The organism is Microcoleus sp. B13-B6 (genome assembly GCF_036705405.1).
Lineage (GTDB): Bacteria > Cyanobacteriota > Cyanobacteriia > Cyanobacteriales > Microcoleaceae > Microcoleus.
Map to the genome: position 1 here is coordinate 19,165 of NZ_JAUBUJ010000063.1, position 25,526 is coordinate 44,690.

General features: G+C 43.7%; 23 protein-coding genes. 12 read left to right on the forward strand and 11 right to left on the reverse strand.

Translation table 11 applies throughout. The features are described 5' to 3' along the window. Positions 1 to 110 precede the first annotated feature (110 nt). Positions 111 to 728 carry a Uma2 family endonuclease gene (locus QUB35_RS24355; RefSeq protein WP_333144254.1) on the forward strand — a complete coding sequence of 206 codons (618 nt, stop codon included), beginning with the start codon at positions 111 to 113 and terminating at the stop codon, positions 726 to 728. A 303-nt stretch (positions 729 to 1,031) separates the two neighbouring features. Further along, the gene (locus QUB35_RS24360) at positions 1,032 to 1,265 is read left to right on the forward strand and encodes a hypothetical protein (protein ID WP_333144255.1); all 234 of its coding nucleotides are present in this window, start codon (positions 1,032 to 1,034) and stop codon (positions 1,263 to 1,265) included. A 3-nt stretch (positions 1,266 to 1,268) separates the two neighbouring features. Here the strand turns inward: QUB35_RS24360 and QUB35_RS24365 are convergent, their stop codons facing one another. From QUB35_RS24365 to bchB, 4 genes are all read right to left on the reverse strand, one after another. Further along, positions 1,269 to 1,427, reverse strand: a complete 159-nt coding sequence (locus tag QUB35_RS24365; RefSeq protein ID WP_333144256.1) for a hypothetical protein — start codon at positions 1,425 to 1,427, stop codon at positions 1,269 to 1,271. A 16-nt stretch (positions 1,428 to 1,443) separates the two neighbouring features. Continuing rightward, entirely contained in the window at positions 1,444 to 1,923 is a 480-nt protein-coding gene (locus tag QUB35_RS24370; RefSeq protein ID WP_333144257.1) for a DUF2188 domain-containing protein, read from the reverse strand. A gap of 165 nt (positions 1,924 to 2,088) precedes the next feature. Continuing rightward, positions 2,089 to 2,889 carry a DUF1963 domain-containing protein gene (locus QUB35_RS24375; RefSeq protein WP_333144258.1) on the reverse strand — a complete coding sequence of 267 codons (801 nt, stop codon included), beginning with the start codon at positions 2,887 to 2,889 and terminating at the stop codon, positions 2,089 to 2,091. A gap of 78 nt (positions 2,890 to 2,967) precedes the next feature. Continuing rightward, on the reverse strand, positions 2,968 to 4,494 hold the full coding sequence (gene bchB / locus QUB35_RS24380) for a ferredoxin:protochlorophyllide reductase (ATP-dependent) subunit B (protein ID WP_190659189.1): 1,527 nt from the start codon (positions 4,492 to 4,494) through the stop codon (positions 2,968 to 2,970). A 1,043-nt stretch (positions 4,495 to 5,537) separates the two neighbouring features. Here bchB and QUB35_RS24385 point away from each other — a divergent pair. Together QUB35_RS24385 and QUB35_RS24390 are read left to right on the forward strand one after the other, a co-directional pair. Next, positions 5,538 to 6,791, forward strand: a complete 1,254-nt coding sequence (locus QUB35_RS24385) for a transposase (RefSeq protein ID WP_333056613.1) — start codon at positions 5,538 to 5,540, stop codon at positions 6,789 to 6,791. Positions 6,792 to 7,358: 567 nt separating this feature from the next. Further along, on the forward strand, positions 7,359 to 12,872 hold the full coding sequence (locus QUB35_RS24390; protein WP_333144259.1) for an AAA family ATPase: 5,514 nt from the start codon (positions 7,359 to 7,361) through the stop codon (positions 12,870 to 12,872). Positions 12,873 to 13,154: 282 nt separating this feature from the next. Here QUB35_RS24390 and QUB35_RS24395 read toward each other — a convergent pair whose 3' ends face one another. Beyond that, positions 13,155 to 14,366, reverse strand: a complete 1,212-nt coding sequence (locus QUB35_RS24395; protein ID WP_333144260.1) for an acetate kinase — start codon at positions 14,364 to 14,366, stop codon at positions 13,155 to 13,157. A gap of 228 nt (positions 14,367 to 14,594) precedes the next feature. Here QUB35_RS24395 and psaK point away from each other — a divergent pair, with 228 nt between their 5' ends. Continuing rightward, positions 14,595 to 14,855 (forward strand): photosystem I reaction center subunit PsaK, encoded by a 261-nt coding sequence (psaK, locus tag QUB35_RS24400; RefSeq protein ID WP_333144261.1) that lies wholly within the window; start codon positions 14,595 to 14,597, stop codon positions 14,853 to 14,855. A gap of 44 nt (positions 14,856 to 14,899) precedes the next feature. Here psaK and QUB35_RS24405 read toward each other — a convergent pair whose 3' ends face one another. From QUB35_RS24405 to QUB35_RS24415, 3 genes are all read right to left on the reverse strand, one after another. Then, positions 14,900 to 15,538: a histidine phosphatase family protein gene (locus QUB35_RS24405; RefSeq protein WP_333144262.1), complete on the reverse strand. Its 639-nt coding sequence runs from the start codon at positions 15,536 to 15,538 to the stop codon at positions 14,900 to 14,902. Positions 15,539 to 15,679: 141 nt separating this feature from the next. Beyond that, positions 15,680 to 16,369, reverse strand: a complete 690-nt coding sequence (locus tag QUB35_RS24410) for a DUF3226 domain-containing protein (RefSeq protein WP_333144263.1) — start codon at positions 16,367 to 16,369, stop codon at positions 15,680 to 15,682. Further along, entirely contained in the window at positions 16,362 to 17,468 is a 1,107-nt protein-coding gene (locus tag QUB35_RS24415; RefSeq protein WP_333144264.1) for an AAA family ATPase, read from the reverse strand. The genes QUB35_RS24410 and QUB35_RS24415 overlap by 8 nt, the downstream gene beginning before the upstream one ends. Positions 17,469 to 17,571: 103 nt before the next feature. On the opposite strand from QUB35_RS24415, the gene QUB35_RS24420 reads away from it, so the two are divergent. After that, positions 17,572 to 17,799, forward strand: coding sequence for a DUF433 domain-containing protein (locus QUB35_RS24420; RefSeq protein ID WP_333144265.1), 228 nt, complete (start codon positions 17,572 to 17,574; stop codon positions 17,797 to 17,799). A 316-nt stretch (positions 17,800 to 18,115) separates the two neighbouring features. Here QUB35_RS24420 and QUB35_RS24425 read toward each other — a convergent pair whose 3' ends face one another. Beyond that, positions 18,116 to 20,590, reverse strand: a complete 2,475-nt coding sequence (locus QUB35_RS24425; RefSeq protein WP_333144266.1) for a phosphoketolase family protein — start codon at positions 20,588 to 20,590, stop codon at positions 18,116 to 18,118. Positions 20,591 to 21,617: 1,027 nt separating this feature from the next. On the opposite strand from QUB35_RS24425, the gene QUB35_RS24430 reads away from it, so the two are divergent. The 3 genes from QUB35_RS24430 to QUB35_RS24440 all read left to right on the forward strand — a co-directional run bounded on the left by QUB35_RS24430 (position 21,618) and on the right by QUB35_RS24440 (position 22,524). Continuing rightward, positions 21,618 to 21,707 (forward strand): hypothetical protein, encoded by a 90-nt coding sequence (locus QUB35_RS24430; RefSeq protein WP_333144267.1) that lies wholly within the window; start codon positions 21,618 to 21,620, stop codon positions 21,705 to 21,707. Between the two features lie 132 nt (positions 21,708 to 21,839). After that, complete coding sequence (locus tag QUB35_RS24435; protein ID WP_333144268.1) at positions 21,840 to 22,166, forward strand: DUF433 domain-containing protein; 327 nt, start codon at positions 21,840 to 21,842, stop codon at positions 22,164 to 22,166. A 4-nt stretch (positions 22,167 to 22,170) separates the two neighbouring features. After that, positions 22,171 to 22,524, forward strand: a complete 354-nt coding sequence (locus tag QUB35_RS24440) for a DUF5615 family PIN-like protein (RefSeq protein ID WP_333025693.1) — start codon at positions 22,171 to 22,173, stop codon at positions 22,522 to 22,524. A 102-nt stretch (positions 22,525 to 22,626) separates the two neighbouring features. Here the strand turns inward: QUB35_RS24440 and QUB35_RS24445 are convergent, their stop codons facing one another. Then, positions 22,627 to 22,875, reverse strand: a complete 249-nt coding sequence (locus QUB35_RS24445; protein WP_333144269.1) for a hypothetical protein — start codon at positions 22,873 to 22,875, stop codon at positions 22,627 to 22,629. Positions 22,876 to 23,416: 541 nt separating this feature from the next. On the opposite strand from QUB35_RS24445, the gene QUB35_RS24450 reads away from it, so the two are divergent. Beyond that, positions 23,417 to 23,788 carry a hypothetical protein gene (locus QUB35_RS24450; RefSeq protein ID WP_333108471.1) on the forward strand — a complete coding sequence of 124 codons (372 nt, stop codon included), beginning with the start codon at positions 23,417 to 23,419 and terminating at the stop codon, positions 23,786 to 23,788. A gap of 5 nt (positions 23,789 to 23,793) precedes the next feature. After that, positions 23,794 to 24,222: an HNH endonuclease signature motif containing protein gene (locus tag QUB35_RS24455; RefSeq protein ID WP_333144270.1), complete on the forward strand. Its 429-nt coding sequence runs from the start codon at positions 23,794 to 23,796 to the stop codon at positions 24,220 to 24,222. Between the two features lie 66 nt (positions 24,223 to 24,288). Here QUB35_RS24455 and QUB35_RS24460 read toward each other — a convergent pair whose 3' ends face one another. Beyond that, positions 24,289 to 24,474, reverse strand: a complete 186-nt coding sequence (locus QUB35_RS24460) for a hypothetical protein (RefSeq protein WP_333144271.1) — start codon at positions 24,472 to 24,474, stop codon at positions 24,289 to 24,291. Between the two features lie 575 nt (positions 24,475 to 25,049). On the opposite strand from QUB35_RS24460, the gene QUB35_RS24465 reads away from it, so the two are divergent. Next, a complete protein-coding gene (locus QUB35_RS24465; RefSeq protein ID WP_333108483.1) occupies positions 25,050 to 25,421 on the forward strand; it encodes a helix-turn-helix transcriptional regulator in 372 nt (123 codons plus the stop codon). The last annotated feature ends 105 nt before the right edge of the window (positions 25,422 to 25,526 follow it).

A 25,526-nucleotide genomic window follows, 5' to 3' on the forward strand; every position in this document is an offset into this window, starting at 1 on the left:
TTTAAGTGAGCGATTCCCTACCCTGCGGGAACGCTTCGCGAACGGGATAGCTTCGCACGCGCGTACTCAAAAGAAATATTTGTTCAACATCCTTGCGGGAGAACATCAACATGACAGGCACTTTGCAAACAACCGAGCAACGTTACTGCACAGAAGAGCAATATTTAGCACTGGAAGAAACAGCAGAGTACAAAAGCGAATATCTCGACGGCGAAATTATTCCTATGACAGGCGGATCTACGAATCACAATCGGATCGCAGGAAACGTTTACATTGCTTTAAATTTCGCTCTTCCAGAACAAGAGTATGATGTCTTCATCGGTGACGTGCGTCTGTGGATACCAAAAGTGCGACTGTACACTTATCCCGATGTAATGGTAATTTTTGGGCTACCTGAGTACCGCAACAATCGCACAGACACGATTACCAACCCTCAAGTTATTGTGGAAGTTTTATCAAAGTCTACTAAAAACTACGATCGAGTTGACAAGTTTACATTTTACAAAACTATTCCTTCTTTTCGAGAATACATTCTGATTGACCAAACAAAAATCAAAATCGAGCAGTATTCTAAGACCGAGAATAAAAGATGGTTGTATAGCGAGTATGATGAGGAAGATACGGCATTAGTGTTTAATTCCTTTCAGCTAGAAGTTCCTCTATCTGCTATTTATAAGAAAGTGAGTTTTGAGCAAGTTGAGCAAGAAGATAGTCAAAATGAGGAGTGAGAGCGATTCCCTACCCTACCCTACGGGGAACGCTTCGCGAACGGGATAGCTTCGCACGCGTACTTGGTTTGAAAAGGGCGATCGCTCATGCCTGGTGTTAATACCAATTCTCCAAACTCTTGCAACAATTATGAGTTTTTGGTTTGTTTACGCTCACGCTTCAGGTAAGGTGCGTCGCTTGGAGATTGTCGCTCTTTTTTAGGATTGGCAGGTGGCGACGCACCCTACAGCTACTGTTGCATGAGTTTTGAGAATTAGTATAAACTGAATCTAGCGGTAGTGTTAAGCAAGGAAAAAATAGCCGTGATACCTATTCAAGAACAAATTGTTGACAAACTGAAAAATTTCTCTGAAATCGAACTGCAAGAAATCCTCAACTTTGCTGATTTTTTGTTATGGCAACGGAGGAAGCAGGAAGTATCTTCACCACGCGAGGAAACTGGCAACAGCAAACCAGCAAATATGGATGAAGAGTGCGAAGTTCATTATGTTGGTGGAGTTTTAGTCGTCAAAGCATCATCAGTAAAAACTGAATAGCTTTCATTCGTAATTACCAAGTAAATCAGCTTTCAATTGTTCTAGAGTACCGCGCTTGGCATTCCCGGCTTTGAACGCGGTTAGGGTTTCTCTAGCATTTCTAGCAATTTGTTCGCGACGATTTTTAATTATTATAGCAAATTTTGTCGTGGGCGATCGCACTTTTATTTCCCTGCCTCTAAACACTATCTAAACATTCATGTTTCCCGGACTCAAACTCCCGCCGCTTTCTACGCTGCAACAGCGCATCTATGGCTGGATTGATCGTTTCCTGAACTTCTCCATTTTCACCGTGAATTACCACATCAAGCCATTGAGCTTTTGCAGAACCCACTGCATATTTAAACGCTGCTTCCTGAGTGGGAAATACCTTTTGACTTGACTCTACATTTTCCTCTGTCACCGCCCACCCATTGGGATGAGGTGTTACGTGCAGTTTGCGGTTCAATTCCTTCAATACCCGCTGGCGCAACCCAATTAAAGTAATGCCGACAATAGTTTCACTATCCTCATGATAGCGGGCGATCGCGCCATCGCTAATGTCCACAGCTACAGCTTCGCGCGGTTCTCCCAGCGAGAGATATAGAACATCCGCTTCTTTATCGTAGAAACCCGTAATAGTTGTGGAATCTTCGAGAATCTTTACTGTTTTATCCATATAATTCGCTTATTTGATGATGGCTGTTTTCTCAGGTAAGCTGTTGTGATAAATCCATCATAGATACCGTAGGGTGCGTCGCTATCTAACATCTCCGAACTCAATCGAAAATCTTATAGCGACGCACCATACCAGAACTCTCAAAATACCATTTTTTACCCTCAATCAACCGCAATCCCACTCGTAGATAACATCGCTAAAATCCAATTTTTGTAATGCTGATTCTTTGACAAAAAAGTTACCTACGCCACCATCGCCCCACATAATATCTATTACCTCATTTCCATCGGTATCCATTTGAAATAAAAGGCTATAGGGATCGCTTTCGCAATCTGGTCTAGGATCGTGTGATTGAAAAGAATCATGATAGCCACCAATTTTATGACCGCCAGGGGCGCATAGATCCATATAATCATCCTCGAGTTGCTCGTCTTCTCTAAATAATTGATAAAAATCTTCTCCTAAAAGTTTTGTAAGCCCCTCATCGCAATCACTAATTGGCGCATACTTTTTAGTAAACTGCAAACTGCAACTTCCCCAAATAGGCCCGCGTTCAAATTTGGGCAAAAAATCATAATTGGTGATGATATTCTCAAGGTTGAGATCGGGTTCAGGAAAATATAAAATTTGAAAAATATCTTCACCAGAGTCGAAAGATAAGCCATAAAGACATAATTCATCATCTGGAAGATAAAACTGCAAGATTCCTCGATCGGGAAAACCTTCAAGATGCGGTACTTCGGAAAAGTTGATTTGGGCAAGCAATAAGAAGCAATCGCCATTAGGAGTTTTAGGATACTCGAATCCTTTAGGTAAGTATGGCAACCCACCAAATTTACTTTGCCACCAGTTCGCAGGTTCGTTGTTTTCAATTGTAATTTCAATATAGGGTTTGATAGTTAATTCGATTCGATCGCGATACTTTTCTAGTTTGGGAGATAGCGGCACATCAAGTTTGTAGTTCATAAACCGATCGCAACTTAACTTATTTTAACTCCAAAACAAAACTTTGCAAGGTGGGCAAATGCCCACCCCAACAATAAACTACGCGCCGACAGATTCCTTCGCTGCGTACAGCACCTCAACGGTAATCTTATCAATCCCCCGATCGCGCGCAAACTTCTCAGTATTTCGCTTCACCTTACCCCGCACAAAACCAGGGATTTTATTCAACTCAGCCTGTCCATCCTTCGTCCAACCCATATCAGAGTCAGCCGAAATACCCTTCGTAATCACTTCCTTGGTATCGTGGCCGCCGAAGATTTCCAGCAAGTGGTCTTCCATTCCCAAAGTGAAGGAATTGTAGACCAAATCAACGCACTGATTCGTGCCTTCATAACCCAAAAATGGCTTGTAGCCGATCGGGAAATTTTGGACGTGAATCGGTGCAGCAATTACGCCGCAGGGAATATCCAACCGCTTACCTACGTGGCGTTCCATTTGCGTACCGAAAATTGCCGAAGGTTCCGCTTTGGCGATCGCATCTCCGATCGCCCCGTGATCGTCCGTCACCAGCACTTCATCGCAATACTCGCTTACCTGTTCCCGGAACCAATCAGCATCGTGTTTGCAGTAGGTTCCTGCCCACACAACGTGGATTCCCATCTCGCGAGCCAAAATCTTCGTCATCGCGGCAGCGTGGGTATTATCGCCAAATACGACGGCTTTTTTGCCGGTTAAGTTTTGGCAGTCGATCGATCGCGAAAACCAAGCAGCCTGCGACACAAATCGAGTTTGTTGGTCAATAAAATTTTCGTAATCAACATCCGCACCTTGAGCGTTCAAAACTTGCTGAATCTTGCGGATACAGCGCGCAGTTTCCACCACACCCATCGGCGTAATATCCACCATCGGCGTACCGAATTCTTTTTGCAAATACTCCCCGGCCATCATCCCCAATTCCCGATAAGGAACCAAGTTAAACCAAGCGCGGGGCAGTCTTTTTAAGTTATGAACCGAAGCACCTTCGGGAATAACTTCGTTGACTTCAATGCCCAAATCTGCCATCAAACGCTTCAACTCGGTGCAGTCGTGCTGGTTGTGGAAACCCAGGGTAGACATACCGATAATGTTGACAGATGGTTTTTCGCTTTTGGCTTCTACTAAATCGCCTTTTTTGCGGGCTTTGTTAATGTAAAATTGGACGATTTGATCCAAAGTGCGATCGGCAGCTTGGAGTTCGTTGACGCGGTAATGGTTAACATCCGCCAGCAATACATCGCCTTTGGCATCCAATTGAGCTCGTTCCACGAAGTTTTCCAAGTCTTCTTGCAGAATGCTGGAGGTGCAAGTCGGGGTGAGCACGATTAAATCTGGGTGTTCTTCTCTGTCTTTGCGGGTGATGTTGTCCACCACCCGTTCTTGCGAACCCCGCGCCAGTACGTGTCTGTCAACGACGCTGGTAGTCACCGGGGTGAAATCCCGTTCCCTCTCCAGCATGGAACGCATGACGTTGAAATAGTCGTCTCCAATGGGTGCGTGCATGATTGCATGGACGTTTTTGAAGGAAGTGGCGACGCGCAAGGTGCCGATGTGGGCTGGGCCTGCGTACATCCAATAAGCCAATTTCATAGTTTTTTTCCTGGTGCTGGTTGAGAATTGCCCGATCGGGCGATTACTGCTAAATTTTAAGGTTGTTTCTGATTTTCTCACCGGATGAATCCTTGAGAAATACTAAGTTTCTGAGGATTTACACATTTGGGAAATGCTCAAACGCTTTGCCCGCTTGGCATTTGACTCGCAATTCAAACAACTTTACCTGGGTTTTATGGCAATAATTCTTAATCTTTCCTAAAATTTTCTTAAGAGTTAGGCAAATTTGATTAATGTAGGGTTCGCTGCCGCGCACCAGACAAGGTGCAATAATTCTGCATTTTTTGTCAAATTTACTCTGCTCAAACGGTCAATCGATTTTAGATTTTAGATTTTAGATTTTAGATTAAAGAATTGAAGCATTGACCCCACGGATAAATTGGGGGGGCAAGTTTCATCGGATACAGGTTTTTTATTTCTGGGTCCTGAGTCTGCGAAGGAATGAATTCGGGGGCTTGTCTCCTGGATGCTTTCGGTCAATCGATTGCGCGATTTGAGATTTTCGATTAAAGATTAAAGAATTGAAGCCTTGACCCAGCCCAAAAACGGATACGCTGCCACGTACAGGAGTCGTGGAAAGATAAAAATTGTAGACCCTAGTTCAAGCTCCCAGATTTATCTGTGGGGTAAATCTAAAATCTAAAATCTAAAATCTAAAATCGACTGACCCCACGGATAAATTCGGGGGTTCCTTTATCGGATACAGGTTTTTTATTTCTCCACCCATGAAGCCGGGGGCTTGTATCCTAGATGCTTTCGGTCAGTTAGCTAAACAGACGGGAATCCCCGCACTATATCGCTTCGATTAGTGTGGGATGAAAGGCGCGTGAGGTGAGGATTCCACCCGTCTAGCAATTCAAAACTATGTTTTGAATTGCTAGACGGGTGGATGACGAAACAAACAAACTCTTTGTTTAACGAGTCTATTTTGTACTTCAATATACTTTACTCATGCACTTGACAGTAAATAAAGTATTCTGGTACAGTAACACTAATTGATATGTACCGACCACGCCAAAGGAATGAGAAGCTCTTACCAATATCGATTACGTCCAACAAAGTTACAAGCCATTGAAATCGACAGATGGCTGTCGATGCTATGGGCTCAATACAATTACTTGTTGGCTGATAGATTCAATTGGTACGAGCAAAACCGTTCTCCCATCAATGCGTGTCCGCTAGTTTGCCATTTACCCGAACTGCGGGATAATCCCGAATATTACAGTCAGAAAAAAACGTTACCTCAACTCAAGAAAACTCATCCTTGGTATGCTGAGATTTACTCTCAAGTTCTTCAAGATGTAGTTAAGCGAGTTAAGGTATCTTTTGATCGTTTCCTAAAAGGTGATAGCAACGGAAAGCGTAGTGGCAGACCGAGATTTAAACCACGCAGTCGTTATCGCACGTTCACTTATCCTCAAGTTAAAGACGGTTGTTTACAAAATAACTTAATTAACTTGCCGATGCTTGGAAAAGTTAAGGTTGTTTTACACCGTTCCATACCTAATGGATTCAAAATCAAAACCGTCTCTATCACTAAAAAGGCTGATGGGTACTATCTTACGCTCTCCCTAGAAGATTCAACAGTTCCTACGATTAAACCAGATTTTAATCCTCAAAAGATTACTGGAATTGATGTTGGGCTAAAGAATTTCTTGACAACCTCTGAGGGCGAAACAGTTGCAATTCCTCAACATTACCGCAAAGCCGGGAAACGTCTGCGAACTATTCAGAAGCGAGTATCGCGTCGTAAAAAAGGTAGCAACCGGAGACAGAAAGCAGTTAAGCAACTGGGAAAATGTCACAAGAAAGTAGCAGAGAAGCGTAAAGACTTTCATTTTAAGACGGCTAACGAGCTGTTGAAAAAATATGATGTTGTTGCGGTTGAAAATTTGAATATTAAAGGACTGGCTCGTACAAAATTAGCTAAATCTGTGTTGGATGCTGGGTGGTCAAGCTTTCTGTCGATTCTAACAAATAAAGCCGTAAATGCTGGTGTGTTGGTAATCCCAGTAAGTGCCTACAATACTTCACAAGATTGCTCTAGTTGTGGCGAAAAAGTACCAAAAAAGCTGCATATTCGTTGGCATGACTGCCCTCACTGTGGGTGTAGTCTAGACCGCGATCATAATGCAGCAATAGGAATCAAAAATAGGGCGGTGGGTCATCCCGTGCTTAAAGCTCAGTCAATGTCCGAAGCAATAGCTGGAGTCACTGAGAAGCCTACACCAATGGTGACAGCTTGTGTTGGTGTAGGAGTATGTCACTATTGTTAATCGATGGTCAAAATAGATAGAACTGAAGGAACTTGCAGCTTCCGAAGCAACACTTAACTCCCTCCGCGCCTCGGTCGCCAATTATAGTTAAGATTTGCATCGGCCGTTGTTTTGAAGCACCCCAAATTCGTGCCCGATCGCCGGAAAAAATAAATCTTTCAGCACTTGCGTATTTTCACGAGATGTGGTGACGCTCCACTAAAGTCAAGCGATTGCTTGGAATCTGAGATGATTTAGTTGTCAACATGGCGATCGAGCATTAAAGTAAATGCTTGCACAAATCCTGTATTTGTGATTTTGTTTACCTAACTGCTGAGGTGACGAAAGCCCCAGCGTGCTTTTGTCAGCAGTAGCTCATTCCTGTCAAGGCCTGCTTTCCCACACATCCCAAAAGATAGCTCTTGAGCGATAATGAAGAATAACATAGGATTTAGGATAATAAACCCGATTTACCCGAAAAAATCTTGGGTTTGTCAACGACTAGCAACGAAGAAACCGGGTTTCTAGCCCGCCGCGCGTCAGTCCTGTAACATTGACCAAGCACACCTAATTTGAGAGAACCCAACTATGATGGCAATTCCCGGCGTTGCAGTTCTCGCTCTCATTTATGAAAGCAGCACTTCCCTGGTTTACCGCGGCCACAACGAGCAGAACAACCAACCTGTTATTATCAAACTTATCAAAGAAGACTATCCGACTCCTGAAGAACTGAATAGATACAAGCGCGAATATGAGATCACTGCCAACTTAAGCCTGTTGGACGGAGTTGTGAAAGTGTATAAGTTGCAACAGGTTAGAAATAGTCTGGCAATGATTTTAGAAGATTTTGGCGGGGAATCTTTAAAAATTTTTATGGGATCCCAAAAATTTACCCTTTTAGGATTTCTGACTACTGCCATCAAAGTTGCTGAAACTTTGGGAGAGATTCACGGAAAAAATGTAATTCATAAAGATATAAATCCCTCTAATATAGTTTTTAATCCTGCTACAGGACAAGTGAAACTAATAGATTTCAGCATTTCAACTGCATCCAACCTGGAAAATATCCCCAGTAAAAATCCCAATTTTTTAGAAGGCACTTTAGCCTATATGTCGCCCGAACAAACCGGCAGAATGAACCGGGTAGTCGATTACCGCACCGACTTTTATTCCCTCGGCGTGACCTTCTATGAAATCCTGGCAGGACAACTCCCTTTTGCCACTACCGATCCTATGGAGTTAGTTCACTGTCACATCGCCAAACAGCCAGTACCTCTCGCTGAAATAGCCCCAGAAATTCCTAAAGCTGTTTCAGATATTGTGATGAAATTGTTAGCAAAAACCGCTGAGGAGCGCTATCAAAGTGCTTGGGGACTAAAAGCAGATTTGGAATCCTGCCTGTTTCAGTGGCAAACATCTGGGTTTGTTTCCGATTTTCCTCTCGGTCGCCAAGATATTTCCGACAAATTTCAAATACCTCAAAAACTTTACGGCAGACAGCGAGAAGTTGAAACTCTTTTAGCGGCATTTGAACGGGTAGCAGCAACAAATAATCGAGGCTACCGCACCGACGATTCTCAAATTTCAGTCATCAAAAAAGAGTTCAAATCGAAAAAAGAAATTCCCTTGTCAGTCCTAGCGAGAGGACAGCATAAATCCCGCAGCGAGATGATGCTGATTGCCGGTTATTCCGGCATTGGCAAATCTGCAATGGTGAAGATTTTAGACAAACCTATTACCCGCAGGCGCGGCTATTTTATTTGGGGAAAGTTTGACCAGTACAAGCGGACTATTCCTTACTCTGCCGTTGTCAGCGCTTTTTCGGAATTGGTGCGGCAACTCTTAACTGAAAGCGAAGCTCAATTAGCAGTTTGGCGCGAAAAACTCCGCACTTCCTTCGGTCAAAACGGACAAATTATTATTGATGTCATTCCCGAAGTTGAACTAATTGTCGGAGCTCAGTCTCCTGTAGCTGAATTGGGGCCGACGGAATCTCTGAACCGCTTTAATTTAGTATTTCAAAATTTCATTCGCGTATTTTGCCAGCCAGAACATCCGCTGGTCATTTTTCTCGACGATTTGCAGTGGGCTGATTCTGCTACTCTCAAGCTGATCGAATTGATGATGACAGATGAAGCTACGCAATATCTGTTTTTAATTGGCGCTTATCGGGATAATGAAGTTAGTCCTACTCATCCTTTAATGATGACTTTGGAGACGCTGCGAAATCAGGAAGCTATCATTAATCAAATTGCTTTGTCGCCGCTGGGGGTGGAAAACATAACTCATTTGATTGCGGAGACTTTGCACAGCGATCGCGAATCTGTCAAACCGTTAGCTGAATTGGTAATCAGCAAAACCGACGGCAATCCTTTTTTTGTCAATCAATTCCTACAAACATTGTATCAGGAAAACCTGCTAGTTTTTCACCCGCCACAGTCGGGGAGCAAGGGCGGCTGGCATTGGGATATGACTCAAATTGAGCAGTGCGCTATCACTGACAATGTAGTAGATTTGATGGTACAAAAACTGAGAAAACTGCCAAGTTCAACGCAGCAAGTTTTGCGTTTGGTGGCTTGTTTGGGCAACGAATTTGACTTAAATACTCTTTCTTTAATTAATGAAAAAGAAGCCTCGGAAACTTTTTCTCACCTGTTGCCCGCGATTAAGTCGGGACTGATTCTGCCAACTTCGGAATTGGAAAGCAAGTCATTAGATTACGTGCTGTTTCCGCTATTAATTCTGAATTATAAATTTTTGCACGATCGCGTACAGCAAGCAGCTTACGCTCTGATCGACGACTCGCAAAAAAAGGCAGTTCACCTGAAAATAGGCAGGCAAATCCTAGAAAACACCCCGGCTGAATATCGCGCTGACAGAATTTTTGAATTAGTCGATCACTTGAATGTGGCTCGATCGCTAATTAAAGACGATCGAGAATTAATTGAACTGGCAACACTGAATTTAGACGCGGCCCGCAGAGCCAAAGATGCCACTGCTTATGTTGCTGCCTTGCAGTATTTAACCGCAGGCATGGACGGTTTGAGCGCCGATATTTGGGATGCCCACTACGATTTAGCCTTTGCCTTGCACATGGAGCGGGCAAATGTTGAGTATTTAAACGGTTATTTCGAGAAGTCTGAAGAATTTATTAATATAACTCTGGAAAAAGCGCGATCGCCCTTAGAAAAGGTAGAAATTTACAACCTGCTGATCGTGCAGTACACCCTGCGGGCGAAGTACGAAGAAGCCGTTAAAGCCGGAATCAAAGCTTTGGACTTACTAGGCATTGACTTGCCACTAGACGGGCTACAAAAAGTCATATCCGAAGAATTTGCAGCAGCCACAAATATTTTAGCAGGTAGAGAAATAGCTTCCCTGATTGACGCCCCCGAAATGACTGTACCCGACAAAAAAGTGGCAGTCAAATTAATTACAAACTTGCTGACATCGGCGTACCTCAAAAATCCCGACTTGTGGAAAGTCAGCGTTTTAAAAGGAGTCAATCTTTCTCTACAATATGGTTTAGTACCCGAAGCTTCTCTTTGCTATGCTGGCTACGGTATGTTCTTAAACGCAGTTTCTGGAGATTACAAAGCTGCGTATCAATTCGGCTTGCTATCGCTGAATCTCAGCGAAAAATCTGGCAATATTGGCTTGAAGTGCAGAGCTTGTTCATCCCTGGTCAGTATTTTTTATTACTGGTTCAACCACATCAAAGATTCCCACGCGATCAGCAATGAAGGATATCAAGCAGCTTTAGAATCAGGAGATTTAGAGTATGCGGGTTATATCCTGTCCAACCGCATAGCTAACTCATTTTTTCAAGGTAAAGAAATCTCGCAAATTCTGGTAGACACGAGCAGGTATTTGCAGTTCAGCCAAAAAACCAAAAATCAGCTCGTAACCGATATCTTATTAGGAGTAGAGTTAATCCTGCGTAACTTGAGCAAACTAACTCCTGAAAAGTTTGTATTTGAAAGCGAAGATATCAGCGAAGCTGAATATGTACACAACTGCCAAGCTCATCAAAATTTGTACTCGCTCTGCCTTTATCAGATTCGCAAATGCCAGGTAATGTACTGGTACGGCAACTTCAACGAAGCGCTACAACTAGCTTTTGAAGTAGAAAAACAGCTATCTTTTATTACCGGAGCCATACCCGCTACCGAATGGAATTTTTTCTTTTCTCTAACTTTAGCCGCCGTTTTCCCAAATGTTTCAGAAGAGAAGCAAAAGGAATATTTGGAAAAGTTAGAGGAAAACCAAAAACAGATGAAAATTTGGGCAGACAACTGTGCCGAAAATTTTCTGCACAAGTACCTTTTAGTACAAGCAGAAATAGCCAGAATTTCCAAGAAAGATTCAGAAGCTGTAGAACTGTACGATTTCTCTATAAATTTAGCCCAAGACAATGAGTTTGTCCAAAATGAAGCGCTAGCTAATGAACTAGCAGCTAAGTTTTGGTTGAGTAAAGGCAAGTATCAATATGCCAAAATTCACTTGCGCGAAGCTCACTCGTGCTACTTGCGCTGGGGTGCAGTTCGCAAAGTAGAAGATTTAGAACAGAAGTATCCGCAGTTGCGGGAAATGACGCCAATCAACGGAAGTTTTAACAACAATCAAACTACCACAACTATTCATACTTCTACGGGCAGCGATGCGAGAGTGCTGGATTTAGCAACGGTAATGAAAGCATCTCTGGCGATTTCTAGCGAAATTGTCCTCGATAAGTTGCTGGCTTCTTTGATGAGAATCTCCTTAGAAAATGCGGGTGCTCAGTTAGGTTTTCTGATTTTAGTCAGAGATGGTCAACTGTTGATTTCAGCTAAAGCGTCAGTATTTGCTGAAGATGTAGCTGTGCTGCAATTTACGCCTGTTGAAGGCTATCAGGATTTACCTGTGACGGTGATTAATTATGTGGAAAGGACTCGCTCGGATTTGGTGTTGAGCAATGCGGCGGCTGAGGGACTATTTACAGCAGATCCTTACGTTGCCAAACACAAACTCCAATCTATTTTGTGTACTCCTATCATCAATCAAGGCAAACTAATCGGCATTCTTTATTTAGAAAACAATTTGACTGTCGGAGCATTTACTCCCCACAGATTGGAAGTTTTAAGGTTGCTTTCTTCCCAAGTTGCTATTTCTTTGGAAAATGCTCTACTTTACAATTCTGTGGAACAGAAAGTGCAAGAGCGGACGCAGGAGTTAAATGAAAAGAACGAGCGTTTAGAACAAACTTTGCGCGAACTTAAACTAACTCAAGCTCAATTAATCCAAACGGAAAAGATGTCTAGTTTGGGGCAAATGGTGGCTGGTGTAGCTCACGAAATTAATAATCCTGTAAGTTTCATCTACGGCAATCTTAATCCGGCTAGCGAATACGTTAAAGACTTGCTAAAATTGATTGAGCTTTACCAGCAGCACTATCCGGAACCTGCTGATGAAATTCTCGAAGAAATAGAAACAATTGAGCTGGAATTCTTGAGCGAGGATTTGCAAAAGCTGCTGGATTCCATGAAAGTAGGAGCGGAAAGAATCCGGGATATTGTGCTAAGCTTGCGGAATTTCTCGCGCCTCGACGAAGCGCAAATGAAGTCGGTAGATATCCATCAAGGCATCGACAGTACGGTGATGTTGCTGCAACCGCGCCTGAGAAAAGAGGGCGGGCGTTTGGGAATTGAGGTGATTAAAAATTACAGCACGCTACCCCTAATTACTTGTTATGCGTCTCAGTTGAATCAGGTATTTATGAATATTTTGACAAATGCGATCGATGCTCTCCTCGTAGCAAGAGATTGCCCGGAAAATTCTCATAAACAGCCTACTATTACAATTTCTACAGAGGTGACAGACAGGAATTCTGCCATAATTAGAATTGCCGACAGCGGGCCGGGGATGAGCACTGAGGTGCTGCACAAGATATTCGATCCATTTTTTACAACTAAGCCTGTGGGTTCGGGTACTGGTTTGGGATTGTCTATTTCTCACTCGATTGTTGTCAGTTCTCATGGCGGAAAATTGACTTGCGTTTCTGCACCCGGAGAGGGGAGCGAGTTTATTATTGAAATTCCGATCGCCCCCAGGCAAGTTTTGTAACCGTTTCTGGATCATTACCAACCCTGGCAGTATTCCAACGATGTCATATCAAATCTGTTAGCATCGGAATTATTCAGATCTCTATTCTTTTCATCTGCGTGAATCCGCGTCCATCCATTGTCATCTGCGGTGAATACATTCTCTTTTTTTTACCGCAGATGAGGGCAGATAAACACAGATTAACGCAGATGAATTAGATATATTCGGGTGGCGCAGTTCGTGATTGTTGACACTGCTGCGAAGCTGAGTGGGCATCGTGGTTGCAGGAATTCATAAAATAAGTTAGTGATAAAGTTTCCAGCATTCTCGCGCAATTTCCCAATCCTCCTGCGTGTGAATTACCAAAATTCTCACGGCTGAATCCACTGCCGCAATATCTTGATCGATCGGTGACTGTTGATTTTTATCCCCATCCAATTTTAACCCGATAAATCCAAAAGCTTCGCAAGCGGCAGCCCGCACAACAGCAGAATTTTCCCCAACTCCCGCCGTAAAAATTAAAGCATCCAACCCTCCCAAACTCGCCAGCATGGCACCAATTCCGGCACGCAAACGGTGGATGTAAATATCCAAAGCAAGTTGAGCTCTCTGATTACCTTGGGCGATCGCATCTCCTATCTGCCGCAGATCGCTAGACACGCCTGAAATCCCTTTTAAACCTGAATTTCGATTGAGAATACCATCAAGTTTCTCAGCAGTAAAATCGGATTGTTTTAACAGATGAATGAGAATGCCTGGATCGATCGAACCCGATCGACTTCCCATCATCAAACCTTCCAAAGGCGTAAATCCCATCGTCGTGTCAACACTCCAGCCACCGCGAATGGCCGCCAGAGAACATCCGTTGCCCAAATGACAGCTAACTAACCGCAAATCTGCCACATCTCGACCCAGAATGTCGGCGGTCCGACGCGCGCAATATTGATGGCTAATCCCGTGAAAACCGTAGCGCCGAATCCCATTTTCCAGCCATTCATAGGGGCCGGGATAAACAAAGGCTGCGGGCGGCAATTGTGCGTGAAAAGCTGTATCAAATACTGCTACTTGCGGCACATTTGGGAGGAATTTTTCAATCGCTTCGATACCTTCGAGGTTAACCGGATTGTGAACGGGGGCGAAAACAGATAAACGGGCGATCGCCTGTTTAACATCCGGCGAAATTAACGTACTTTGCTGATAATCTTGTCCGCCATGTACGACGCGGTGGCCGACAATATCAATCTCGTTTAAATCATTAATTGTTTGAGTTTTTCCCTTCCAAAGACTCTCCAGCATTCGAGAAATAGCATCTTGGCGAGACTCGGATGCAAATTCCTCCTCAAGTCGATCGCCTTTTGCTGTTTTGACTTTCAACTCTGCTATACCCTGCTGGTGAGTCCAATCAATTTGAGCTGACCAGAGGGGTTGCAAAGGTCGATCGGGGAGGACATCGTTTAACTCGTAAAGACAGCTCTTTTGACTGCTAGAACCCGCATTTAACACCAGTATTTTCATGCTTTATTATGTCCTGTTGATTCGTTCTTTCGATCGCTAGGCGATTGCAATCGCATCTTGTCAAACTTTCATCCGCCTGCACAGACGAAGAAACCTTGATATCCTGGGAAAATTTTTAAGAAATATGTCGAAAAATTAACTCTTAATGCAATGTGTAGCGAACAGTTGCATTTTTTTGATATATCTTCTATGCACATTTTCGTTTACTAAAGTTTAAGGAGTCGATCGATGTTTACACCAATTTTACTTGCCGTTGCCCCCAGAGCCGTAGAGTGGAGCCCCACGATCGGTTTGATTATGATTCTTTGCAATATTTTAGCTATTGCGATCGGCAAATCAACCATCCAAAAGCCTCACACAGGCCCAGCAATGCCCTCATCCAGTATGTTCGGCGGTTTGAGTTTGGGTGCAGTTGTGGGAACTATGGCCTTTGGTCATATTTTGGGAGCAGGTGCTATTTTAGGATTGTCTAACTTAGGCGCGATTTAGTTGCAGAATAGAGGGTACGCAGTACGCGCACCCTACCCGCAATTTCAAGTACCGGGTAAATTGCGGAGGTTTTCATCCATGTACGATCGATCGCCCAAAACCTCCAGCAACGGGCCGCGCACGTCAAACTTGACAATACTGACAGAAGCTGCTAAAGCGGCAATGCGATCGCGATAACGTCCCAAATCAATCCCCAACAGACTGCACAGAATAATCCTAATAGTTGCTTTGTGCGAGACAACCAACACATTTCCATTCTTATATTTTTCCTCAATTTCTGCAATAACTAAGGAAGCTCTACTGGCAATTTGCACCGAAGTCTCGCCGCCGTTTGGTGCATTCCAAGCAGGTTCAGTCAGCCAATTAATATAATCTTCTTCGTATTCTTTTTTGACCTCTTCTACTGTTTTGCCTTCCCACTCACCGTACTTAATTTCCCTCAGTCCGTCGCGAAGCTGCATTTCAATTCCCACAGCATCGCACAAAGGTTTTGCAGTAGCAATTGTGCGTTTCATCGGACTGACATAAACAGCATTCCAAGGCAATTTTGCGTAAGTGGCGGCAAACTGTTCTGCCATTTGAGAACCTACGGGCGTTAATTCTGGATCGATAGCGCCGCAGAAGCCACCTGTTTGGCTGTAAGTCGTTTCACCGTGTCGTACAAAGTAGATTTTTAAGCTCATAGAGATATCTTATTTGATTGGTGAACAGGATTTTTTTTGATTAACCACAGAGGGCGCAGAGGGCGCAGAGTCAGATCAGAGAGAGATGAATAATTGCGATACCAACGGATTTGATATTAATTGTATGTGATTTTTACTATATTAGCAAAAGAGTTTAAAAAACTCCTTCAAATCATCGAGTGCAGGATTATCCCAATCCCAAATATCTTTTTTGTGTTCCATAACATAATCAAACCCCGACATACTGCATTTCTTTCCAGCTTGTTTCTGTTCCTGATTTGAGCAAGTATCATACCTGAGATAGATGCTCACCCAGAATTTATCAAAATCTTTCTGCTTGATTTCCTTTCCCTCCTTTTCTTTTATGCAACTTCTCCAGCTATCCAAACAATCAGCTTGAGGTGATTCTCTAGCCTTTATTGCCTTTAAAAGCGTTTCCAGTTCGCCTTTACCTCCAACATTTGTAAAGTAACAAGCCAATTTTGCATTTGTTCCATAATCTGTACAAATATCGATAAATTGTTTAGTGCTTGACAAGCTTTCAGCTTCAAACACTTGTTTTATACATCTATCTACGAATTTCAGCCGTTCTTGATCTGAACAATTATCAATATCTATAATAATTCCTATCTTTTCGATATCTTTTCGGTCAATCTTTCTTATTAAATTTTTTAAAGCTTTGATTAACTCTGTTTCGCTCAAGCCTTCCAAACTTTGATAATCATCTATATAAATAGGTGATGCTACCTGGATATCGCAGTTTAGTTTTTCAACCATTGCCTGCATGAAAATTTTATCATTTTTACTTTCTACTATGACAATATTACTCACCTCTCACTCCTTCTTGATGCTCAATGGCATAACTAAGAGTTTCCAAATCGAGCCGACTTCCGATTATTTGATTTGTTTTGAGTTTCCTTGCTAGTTCAAAATATGCGCTGCTGCATTCCTGATTTTGTTCTAAACCCACATCCGCAAATGCTTGAAGCATCTCTAAACTGTGCGTTGTAGCAAAAATCTGCGTATCCATTTCAACCGCCAACCGAAATAACACTCTCCAAAACTCCCGCTGACTTGTATGGTGTATGCCATTTTCTATCTCATCAATTAGCAGTATTTTGTGTTCGCTGTTTACCAGTTTAAGGATTATTTCTGCAACTCTGTTAATGGCATCTCCAAACAATGATAAAGGCAAACGCTTTTCGCCTTTCCTTCTCAAGTAGAGCGTGGGTTCCCCGATCGAAAAACTGTCTACTGATTCTATTGAATAGTCGAGAATTTGAAAAGCTTTCAAAACTTCGCTATCTTTTTCATTCAAACGCGCCAGGTCAAATAGTTCCGTGAGATTCCTTTCAAAAGACCTCATACAAGATGGAATAAAAGGCGGTTCTTTAACATTAGGACGACTGCCAAACCCCATTTTTTTTGATGAAGTAGCTATTGCAACGGAATTAACAGTTTCTTGATTGTATCGAGTTAATTTGATATTTAGGACTGACAAATCATCTTTATCCTTCAAGAATAACTCTCTTAATCTTTCTACATTTGTGTCTGAGAAAATATTGTCTACATTTCCAGATTCATCTAACCAAATTTCTATTTTATCTACGACATTACTTTCATCTTTTCCATGAATTACTATAACTGCGTCTTTGTTGAGGGAATAAAACAAGTTGTCCCATTCCCTTTTATATATTGATTCTATTGATTCTATCCATTCTGAGGATTCTGACGATGCTGACGATTCCATTCTCAGCTTTTTTAATGCGAATATACTTCTACCGTCGGGATCGTTATAGAGAAAAAGTGCTTCTAGCAATGCTGTCTTGCCAGCATTATTTTTACCGCCGATTAAATTTACTCTTTCAAACCCAGAAATTTTGATTTGCTCAAAGCACCTAAAATTTTGAATGTCTATTTCTTTAAGCATGACGGCCTCTTTTGAATGTACAAATCCTAAATCACCGTTGATTTATGATAAGATTAATTCTATCTTAGTTGTTTTACTTCATCTGCAACAAGCGAGGAATTTCATGCAGACTATAGACATCTTTGAAGTCATTGAACGCCATCCAAGCAAGGTAAGCGGTGCATGGGTATTTCGAGGCACGCGCGTACCTGTTGCTGCCTTTTTCGAGAACCTTAAAGATGGGGCCTCTATTGACCAGTTTCTCGAATGGTTTCCGGGAGTAACTCGCGCCCAAGTTGAGGTATTACTCGATCGCGCCCTAGCCTCGTTAACGCAGATGGCACAAGCATGAAGATATCGATTAACCCGCAAGTCCGCCGGGGGTTGAAAACCCCCGTCTCATAGCGAAAGTCCTCTTTTAGAGGACTGAAAAGCCAATTAAATCAACCACTTAATTCCTAATTTCAAATCTCAAATCTCCAATCTCAAATCAATAATTCCCAATCTAACATCTAAAATCTAAAATCGATAGTCGGTTTCAACCGACTTTTGCTATGAGACAGGGGTTTTCAACCCCTGGCGGACTCGCGGACTAACGACAGATTTCTCATAACAACTAAAAAAAGCCCTCAATTTCTGAGGACTTTCTTTTCAGACAGCGATCGCACCTACCCAGGAGCACCCGATCGCACGGTTTGATCTCCTGTCGTTGTCGGATCTTTCGTTTCCTTCGGCGCTTCCGACGAAACCGCGCCCGCGTGCGGCCACTGCCAGTCGCGGATTTCCGGCATATCATCGCCGTGTTCGTTGATATAGTGCCTGTGTTCGATCAGCTTGTCACGGATAGCTTGTTTGCCGTAAGCTGCAACAGAACTCAGTTTGGGAACGCGATCGAGTACATCTCCAACTAAATGGAATCGATCGAGGTCATTAATCACCACCATATCAAACGGCGTCGTAGTCGTTCCCTCTTCCTTGTAACCCCGAACGTGAATATTCGGGTGATTTGTCCGGCGATAAGTCAAGCGGTGAATCAGCCAAGGATAGCCGTGAAAAGCAAAAATCACCGGCTTATCTTTCGTGAACAAAGTATCAAAATCTTTGTCAGACAAACCGTGGGGATGTTCGCTAGCAGGTTGCAGCGTCATCAAATCCACCACATTCACCACCCGTACTTTTAAATCAGGATAATCTCGGCGGAGAATGTCAACCGCAGCCAAAGTTTCCAGCGTTGGAACATCACCCGCGCAAGCCATCACCACATCCGGTTCGCCACCTTTATCGTTGCTAGCCCACTCCCAAATGCCGATGCCTGCCGTACAGTGTTTAATCGCAGAATCCATATCCAAATACTGCAATGCCGGCTGCTTCCCTGCAATAATCACGTTGACATAGTTGCGACTGCGGAGACAGTGATCCGTTACAGACAGCAAAGTATTCGCATCCGGTGGCAAATAAATCCGCACCACTTCCGCTTTCTTGTTAATTACGTGGTCGATAAAACCCGGATCTTGGTGAGAAAAACCGTTGTGGTCTTGTCGCCAAACGTGAGAAGTTAGTAAGTAATTCAGAGATGCGATCGGTCGGCGCCAAGGAATGTGACGAGTAGTTTTCAACCACTTGGCGTGTTGGTTGAACATCGAATCGATGATGTGAATAAACGCCTCGTAGCAGGAGAAAAAGCCGTGGCGTCCCGTCAGCAAATAGCCTTCCAGCCATCCCTGACATAGATGTTCGCTGAGGACTTCCATCACCCGGCCGTCGGGGGAGATGTGGTCGTCTTCGGGCAAAATTTCGCCCGCCCATACCCGGTTCGTCACTTCAAACACCGGATCGAGGCGGTTTGAGGCCGTCTCGTCAGGCCCGACAATGCGGAAATTGGCGTTTTCCTGATTCAGTGTCATCACGTCTCGCAGGAAGCGGCCGGAAACGCGGGTTGCTTCTGCCATTACAGTGCCCGGTTTTTGCACGTCAACGGCGTAGTCTTCAAATTTCGGCATTTTCAAGTCTCGCAGCAGCAGGCCACCGTTAGCGTGGGGATTGGCCCCCATCCGCCGATCGCCCTTGGGCGCGAGTTCCGCTAATTCGGGAATTAACTTGCCGTTTTCGTCGAAGAGTTCTTCCGGCTTATAGCTTTTCATCCAATCTTCGAGGAGTTGGACGTGTCCCGGCTTAGAAGCCATTTCCGAAAGTGGGACTTGGTGCGATCGCCAATAATCCTCAGTTTTCTTACCGTCAACTTCCTTGGGCCCCGTCCAGCCTTTGGGAGTTTTCATCACAATCATCGGCCACTGGGGACGGCCCGAATAGCCCTCTGTCCGGGCTTTTTCCTGAATCGCCTTAATTTCGCCGATCGCCGTATCGAGAGTTGCAGCCATCAACTGGTGCATGGTTTCCGGGTCTGAACCTTCCACCCAATAAGGTTTGTAGCCATAACCGACCATCAAACTTTCCAATTCCTCTTGCGGAATGCGGGCCAACAGAGTTGGATTGGCAATTTTGTAGCCATTCAAGTGCAAAATCGGCAACACAGCCCCGTCGCGAACCGGGTTGAGAAACTTGTTAGAATGCCAGCTAGCAGCCAAGGGGCCACTTTCGGCTTCCCCGTCACCGACAACGGCCGCCACAATCAAATCGGGATTGTCGAAGACGGCACCGTAAGCGTGGACGAGGGCGTAGCCGAGTTCGCCGCCTTCGTGAATCGAACCGGGGGTTTCCGGGGCGACGTGGCTGGGGATACCGCCGGGAAAGGAGAACTGTTTGAACAGCCGTTTGATACCCTCTTCATCTTCGGAAATGTTCGAGTAATATTCGCTGTAAGTGCCTTCGAGATAGGTGTTGGCGACCAAGCCCGGCCCGCCGTGTCCAGGGCCTGCGATGTAGATGGTGTTGAGGTCTTGGGCTTTGATGATGCGGTTGAGGTGAACGTAGATGAAGTTTAAACCTGGAGTAGTGCCCCAATGTCCGAGGAGTCTCGGTTTGACGTGTTCGATTTTGAGGGGTTCTTTGAGTAGGGGGTTGTCGAGGAGATAGATTTGTCCGACGGATAGGTAGTTTGCCGCCCGCCAGTAGGCGTTCATTTTGTGTAGTTCTGAGTCGGAAAGCGGCTTTAATTGCGGGAGATCGGTTGTTCCTAGCATCATCAGCGATTGACTCCTAAGTTGTGGTTGTTTTGTAAAGTGCGATCGAGAAGTGCGATCGATATTAATTTGTTATAGCAGACTTTTTGTATTTAACCTCCATGTCTTCCACGCAAACTATTGAATTCTAGCTCCTTTATGCCTCAATAAAAGTTTAAATCAATGTTAATTTCTGGCTAAACATCGCACAGTTCTGCTCGAAGAAAGACGACGATTTTCGGGGATCAAGGAATTCAGCAATAGAAAATAGGATTTACACCAGATTTTGCGTAGAGTGTGCATTGCGAACCGATCCGTATATGTTGCGAGTGGTGCGATATGTTGTGCAAGTACCGAAAAATATACTTCTCAAGGTAGAAGTCATCATGATTTATACCTAAAGTTGATTGTACTTTGTGCCTGCCGATGGCTGATACCGGTTATCAAAAAAAATCCAACTGTAGGCAATATCCAAAGCTTTATGTCCTCAGTCATTCCCAATCTAAAATTTAAAATCTAAAATGGTATGACTTTTTTTATCTTAAAGTTTTTTGTGTTCGTTTAAGCTCAGGGTAAAAGGGTGAGCAATTTTTATAATTTAGAGCTTTATCAAGAAGTTAAAAAGATATATAGCCTTTTTCAGTAACATGAGGTGCTCTCGCGGCCTCCGTGGCCTCCGTGGCCTCCGTGGCCTCCGTGGGCATCAGTTGCGAGCGGTGTGTACCTCATTTTATTGAGAACCGCTATAGCAAGGCTATTTCATTTGTAAACGGGCTTTTTTTTATGAATCGCAGAGGCGCAGAGGGCGTAGAGGAAGAGATCCGAGAGAAAGGAATTGCGTATAACAACCAATACATATTATCTAATTATTAACCCAAAATTTAGCTAAGCTGAGGCGCATCTAAATTTGACAATCAAATTCGAGCAAATTCTTGTGGGGATTAGGGGCCCTAGCGTTCCGCCCGCCCAAAAATACAATTTAGATGCGTAAAAGCTTAACACCTGGCAATGAATTAGCCAAACTCCCGGTGTCTGTGGGGGTGATGCTTGTATGAGAAATACTCGCATTCCTGTTTGGGAACTGGTGAGCTTTCATCGTTTGGGTATGAACGAGTCTCGACTCCAGGCGATCGCACTATAATAGTAAATACATACATATAGCCTTTCTCAGTAACATGAGGTGCTCATAGGGCATAGGGCATGGGCATAGGAAGGAGCCCGTATACCTCACAACGCTTGAGAACCGCTATATTTCATAAGTACCAAAATTTCTATGACTATCAAAGAATTAGAAGCGCAACTTCTGGCTTTAACGCCAACCGAGAAAGCTCAAATCATCCAATTATTAACCCAGAACTTAGCCAACACCTGGCAAGGAATTAGCAAGACTCCCGGTGTCTGCGGCGGTGATGCTTGTATCAGAAACACTCGCATTCCTGTTTGGGTACTGGAAAGTTTTCGTCGCTTGGGTATGAACGAGTCTCGACTCTTAGATAACTATCCCACACTAACCGCTACTGATTTAGCAAATGCCTGGACTTATGCGGCAGCTTTTCCCGATGAAATTGAAATAGCTATCCGCGAAAATGACGAGGATTGAAATGATGGCGCGTCTTTATGGTGACGAACAATTTCCCCGAGAGGTTGTAGAATTGCTGCGCCAGATGGGACACAATATTCTGACAGTGCAAGAAGCCGGAAAAGATAACCAAAAAATTCCTGACGAAGAAGTGTTAGCTTTTGCAGTCAATGAAAATCGAGCTGTTTTAACTCTCAATCGCCGTCATTTTATTAGACTGCACAGCTCACAGCCTGACCATGCTGGTATTATTGTCTGTAAGGCAGATGATGACTTAGCAAGAATGGCGACTAACATTAATGAAGCTATTTCCTCACTTGCAACATTAACAGGTCAATTGATTCGCGTCTATCGTTCTGGGTCGCCATCTATATCTTAAGCGATCGCCACAAAGTAAACTCAAGCAATCTCAATCCGAAAATCACTGCATCGGTTTGATTGCTGGCTAGATGCCATCGCCGATATTTCCCGCTGAAAAAACCTAGGAGGCGACTAAAACAGGGCACTCTGAAATCCGGCAAACATTGGACACAGTTGGCTGGTGGGAAACGACTCGCACTTCGTGAGAATACCGGGGACGCGGGTCATTTTCTAACCAGATGGGCGGTACCATCATCACTTCATAGTAAGCGATCTTATGCAAAACCCCGGGCTGGGACTTCAACTCCACTGTCAAGCCCGCTCTGTACTCAAATGCTTCTTCCCAGTCTAGGTTTTCATTCATACCCATAGCGATCGCGCCTCTTAATCTTGTTTCTTTTGTCCATTGTAGAGCGGTACATAAAAGATTGGGTACTTTCTGTTGCTTATGATACAATTTTTAACCTTATATGTTCGTTCCCTGACAATTTAAGAGAGAAGAGCAATTGTCAATAAGTAAATAGGATGATTTTGCTGACGGGTGACAAGTAAGCAGAAAAGCTAGGCTTGACAAGAGTTGGAGTTGAGATGTCTCAAAAAAAATAGGGGCGATGGAACCGCGCAGACGTTTATGAGACAAAGGAAGAGAACCGAAGAGAATTTTAAGGACGGAAGTACAAACCAACTTTTGCCAGCTTGTCTAGTATTTTATAAATAAAGAAACTCCGTTTTTTTAATAAACCGGGTTTCTGGATGAGTGAAAACTCAACTAATTTCACTTAGTTTTCTTCTTTGTCGCTGTCGCCGTATTTTTAGCAAGCGAGATCCTGCTTCATTTCTTTTTGGCAGATGTCTAATACTCAAAGTAAAATATGGCATAATATAAATATTAGTTTCATAGCTTTGCACCTATGACCGCCCAAATTACCCTAAATCTGCCAGATGAAGTCTATCACCAAGCAGAATTGCTAGCGCAGCAACGCCACCGCACCGTGAGTGAGATTCTAGTAGAAACTCTGGAAAATTTTCTCTTACCAACCGCTAAACCAGTATCAGCACTGTCTGATTCAGAAGTAATCACTCAGACTCAACTCCGGCTGCAACCACTCCAAGAACAACGATTGAGTGAATTGCTAGACCGCCAACAATCCGGTACGATCGCATCTGTAGAACTGGCTGAATTGCAGGGCTTAATCCACATATATGAAACTCGACTATTGCGACAAGCTCAAGCCTTAAATGAAGCTGTGCGGCGCGGCTTGATCGAACCATTAAAAGGATAAGGAAAATGGCGATTTCCGAACAAGTGCGATCCAGAGTTCGCGCCCAAGCTCAAAATCGGTGCGGTTATTGTCGCAGTTTACAAATGTATGTCCTGGGAATATTGGAAATTGACCATATTATTCCTAAAGCGATTGGCGGTACTGACGAGGAAGAAAATCTCTGGCTGGCTTGTAGTCTGTGCAATAATTACAAAGGAACCCAAACTGACGCATTAGATCCGGTCACGCAAAAGCACGTTAAGTTGTTTAATCCGCGCACTCAACAATGGTCACAAAATTTTGCTTGGAGTGAAGACGCTACAGAAATTATTGGACTTACAGATTGCGGCCGCGCAACAGTAACAGCACTACAGCTAAACAATAATATTGCTGTTACTGTCAGGCGTCAGTGGGTTAGTGCTGGATGGCATCCGCCCACAGACATTTCTCCTTAAAAGGTTTGAGGGTCACAAATGGTCGATCGCACATATCGTCTTTTTGGTGGCCCAAGAGATTTTAGATCAGGGCGAGGTCAGGAATAGGGTGGGTGGTACGATCGATCGCGCAAATGATATCAAACTGACTAATTTAACTGAAATGAATACTGAGTCAGTGCAAATTATGTAAAAAAGAGCGATCGCACTTTCATCGAGATGTTGAAAAAAGTGCGATCGCCTTTCTATTTTCTTACTTAAGCTGTCGCGCATTTAAATTGTATATTCAGGGCGGGCTAGACGCCCAACCCCTACTCCCCACAAGACTTTAATTGTTTTTGACATACAATTTAAATACAGAACAGCTTACCTGCACCAACAGTTAGAAAGTCCCACTGATTCTTTTTAACCATTGATTGCCATCAGGTGTTTTTCCCGTAACACCGAATTCATCTGTTATGGGAGTAGTATCAGTCATGAAAGTACCATCTGGCTTGAGCCTGATTCCGTAAAACTTTCTACACTCTTCGCGCCATACATTGGCATTTGGTGTCGTTCCTGTGGCACCAAATTGCTCCGTTACAGGAGTCTTTGATTGAGCATTAGCTGGCAGAGATATACTCAATATTAAGAGCGCAATACTACCAACAAAAAACTTGATACTTCATAAGATTGCGAATTCCTTTCTCAAGATATTGACAAACAGACTTTGACTGGTTGGAAATTGGTACTGGGTACTTGATGATGATTCGAGCTTTACAAGATTATATTGAGTAATAGTATTTTATCTTGTGGAGCTTGGTCAACAAAATTTATAGAATTTTCTTGTAAATACACGATTATCCGATATTCAGACATGGCGTTTTCACGCTTGCCAGCGTCTCCGCGCCACCCGTGAACTCCTTGGCATGACTCAAGAGCAGGTCATTGAGCAGTTAGAGATCAACTACGACATCACCATGAGCCAGCAGACGTTCTCTACTATCGAACACGGCAAGCGCAAAGTAGACGCCGAGAGGGAGTTACCCGCCTTCGCCGCCGTCTACAGCAAACCTATCGATTATTTCTACGAAACCCTGGAATTGCCCGCCGCCGCACCCCCACCCGCACCCGCACCCAACCGTCGCTCAGTCGTCACCGTTGACATGGAAGCCCTGACTCAGCGCGATAAGTTAGAATTAGCAGCAGAATTAATTCACAACGTTTTGCAAGAAACCTAACTAGCAGAGACAATTTAGCAAACCAGTTAATCCTGTTTTTGCTCCCGTTATTGTGTCATTCCAAGTCATAAAGCAATTGATGCCATACAATATTAAATACATACC

Bases quoted from the DNA above. Each gene is read 5' to 3' on its own strand.
- QUB35_RS24395 (WP_333144260.1), bottom strand. From the start codon at position 14,366: ATGAAAATACTGGTGTTAAATGCGGGTTCTAGCAGTCAAAAGAGCTGT.
- QUB35_RS24375 (WP_333144258.1), bottom strand. From the start codon at position 2,889: ATGAACTACAAACTTGATGTGCCGCTATCTCCCAAACTAGAAAAGTAT.
- QUB35_RS24415 (WP_333144264.1), bottom strand. From the start codon at position 17,468: ATGCTTAAAGAAATAGACATTCAAAATTTTAGGTGCTTTGAGCAAATC.
- bchB (WP_190659189.1), bottom strand. From the start codon at position 4,494: ATGAAATTGGCTTATTGGATGTACGCAGGCCCAGCCCACATCGGCACC.
- QUB35_RS24420 (WP_333144265.1), top strand. From the start codon at position 17,572: ATGCAGACTATAGACATCTTTGAAGTCATTGAACGCCATCCAAGCAAG.
- QUB35_RS24455 (WP_333144270.1), top strand. From the start codon at position 23,794: ATGGCGATTTCCGAACAAGTGCGATCCAGAGTTCGCGCCCAAGCTCAA.
- QUB35_RS24405 (WP_333144262.1), bottom strand. From the start codon at position 15,538: ATGAGCTTAAAAATCTACTTTGTACGACACGGTGAAACGACTTACAGC.
- psaK (WP_333144261.1), top strand. From the start codon at position 14,595: ATGTTTACACCAATTTTACTTGCCGTTGCCCCCAGAGCCGTAGAGTGG.
- QUB35_RS24440 (WP_333025693.1), top strand. From the start codon at position 22,171: ATGGCGCGTCTTTATGGTGACGAACAATTTCCCCGAGAGGTTGTAGAA.
- QUB35_RS24390 (WP_333144259.1), top strand. From the start codon at position 7,359: ATGATGGCAATTCCCGGCGTTGCAGTTCTCGCTCTCATTTATGAAAGC.
- QUB35_RS24385 (WP_333056613.1), top strand. From the start codon at position 5,538: ATGAGAAGCTCTTACCAATATCGATTACGTCCAACAAAGTTACAAGCC.
- QUB35_RS24460 (WP_333144271.1), bottom strand. From the start codon at position 24,474: ATGCGCGACAGCTTAAGTAAGAAAATAGAAAGGCGATCGCACTTTTTT.
- QUB35_RS24425 (WP_333144266.1), bottom strand. From the start codon at position 20,590: ATGATGCTAGGAACAACCGATCTCCCGCAATTAAAGCCGCTTTCCGAC.
- QUB35_RS24435 (WP_333144268.1), top strand. From the start codon at position 21,840: ATGACTATCAAAGAATTAGAAGCGCAACTTCTGGCTTTAACGCCAACC.
- QUB35_RS24370 (WP_333144257.1), bottom strand. From the start codon at position 1,923: ATGGATAAAACAGTAAAGATTCTCGAAGATTCCACAACTATTACGGGT.
- QUB35_RS24450 (WP_333108471.1), top strand. From the start codon at position 23,417: ATGACCGCCCAAATTACCCTAAATCTGCCAGATGAAGTCTATCACCAA.
- QUB35_RS24355 (WP_333144254.1), top strand. From the start codon at position 111: ATGACAGGCACTTTGCAAACAACCGAGCAACGTTACTGCACAGAAGAG.
- QUB35_RS24430 (WP_333144267.1), top strand. From the start codon at position 21,618: ATGAGAAATACTCGCATTCCTGTTTGGGAACTGGTGAGCTTTCATCGT.
- QUB35_RS24445 (WP_333144269.1), bottom strand. From the start codon at position 22,875: ATGGGTATGAATGAAAACCTAGACTGGGAAGAAGCATTTGAGTACAGA.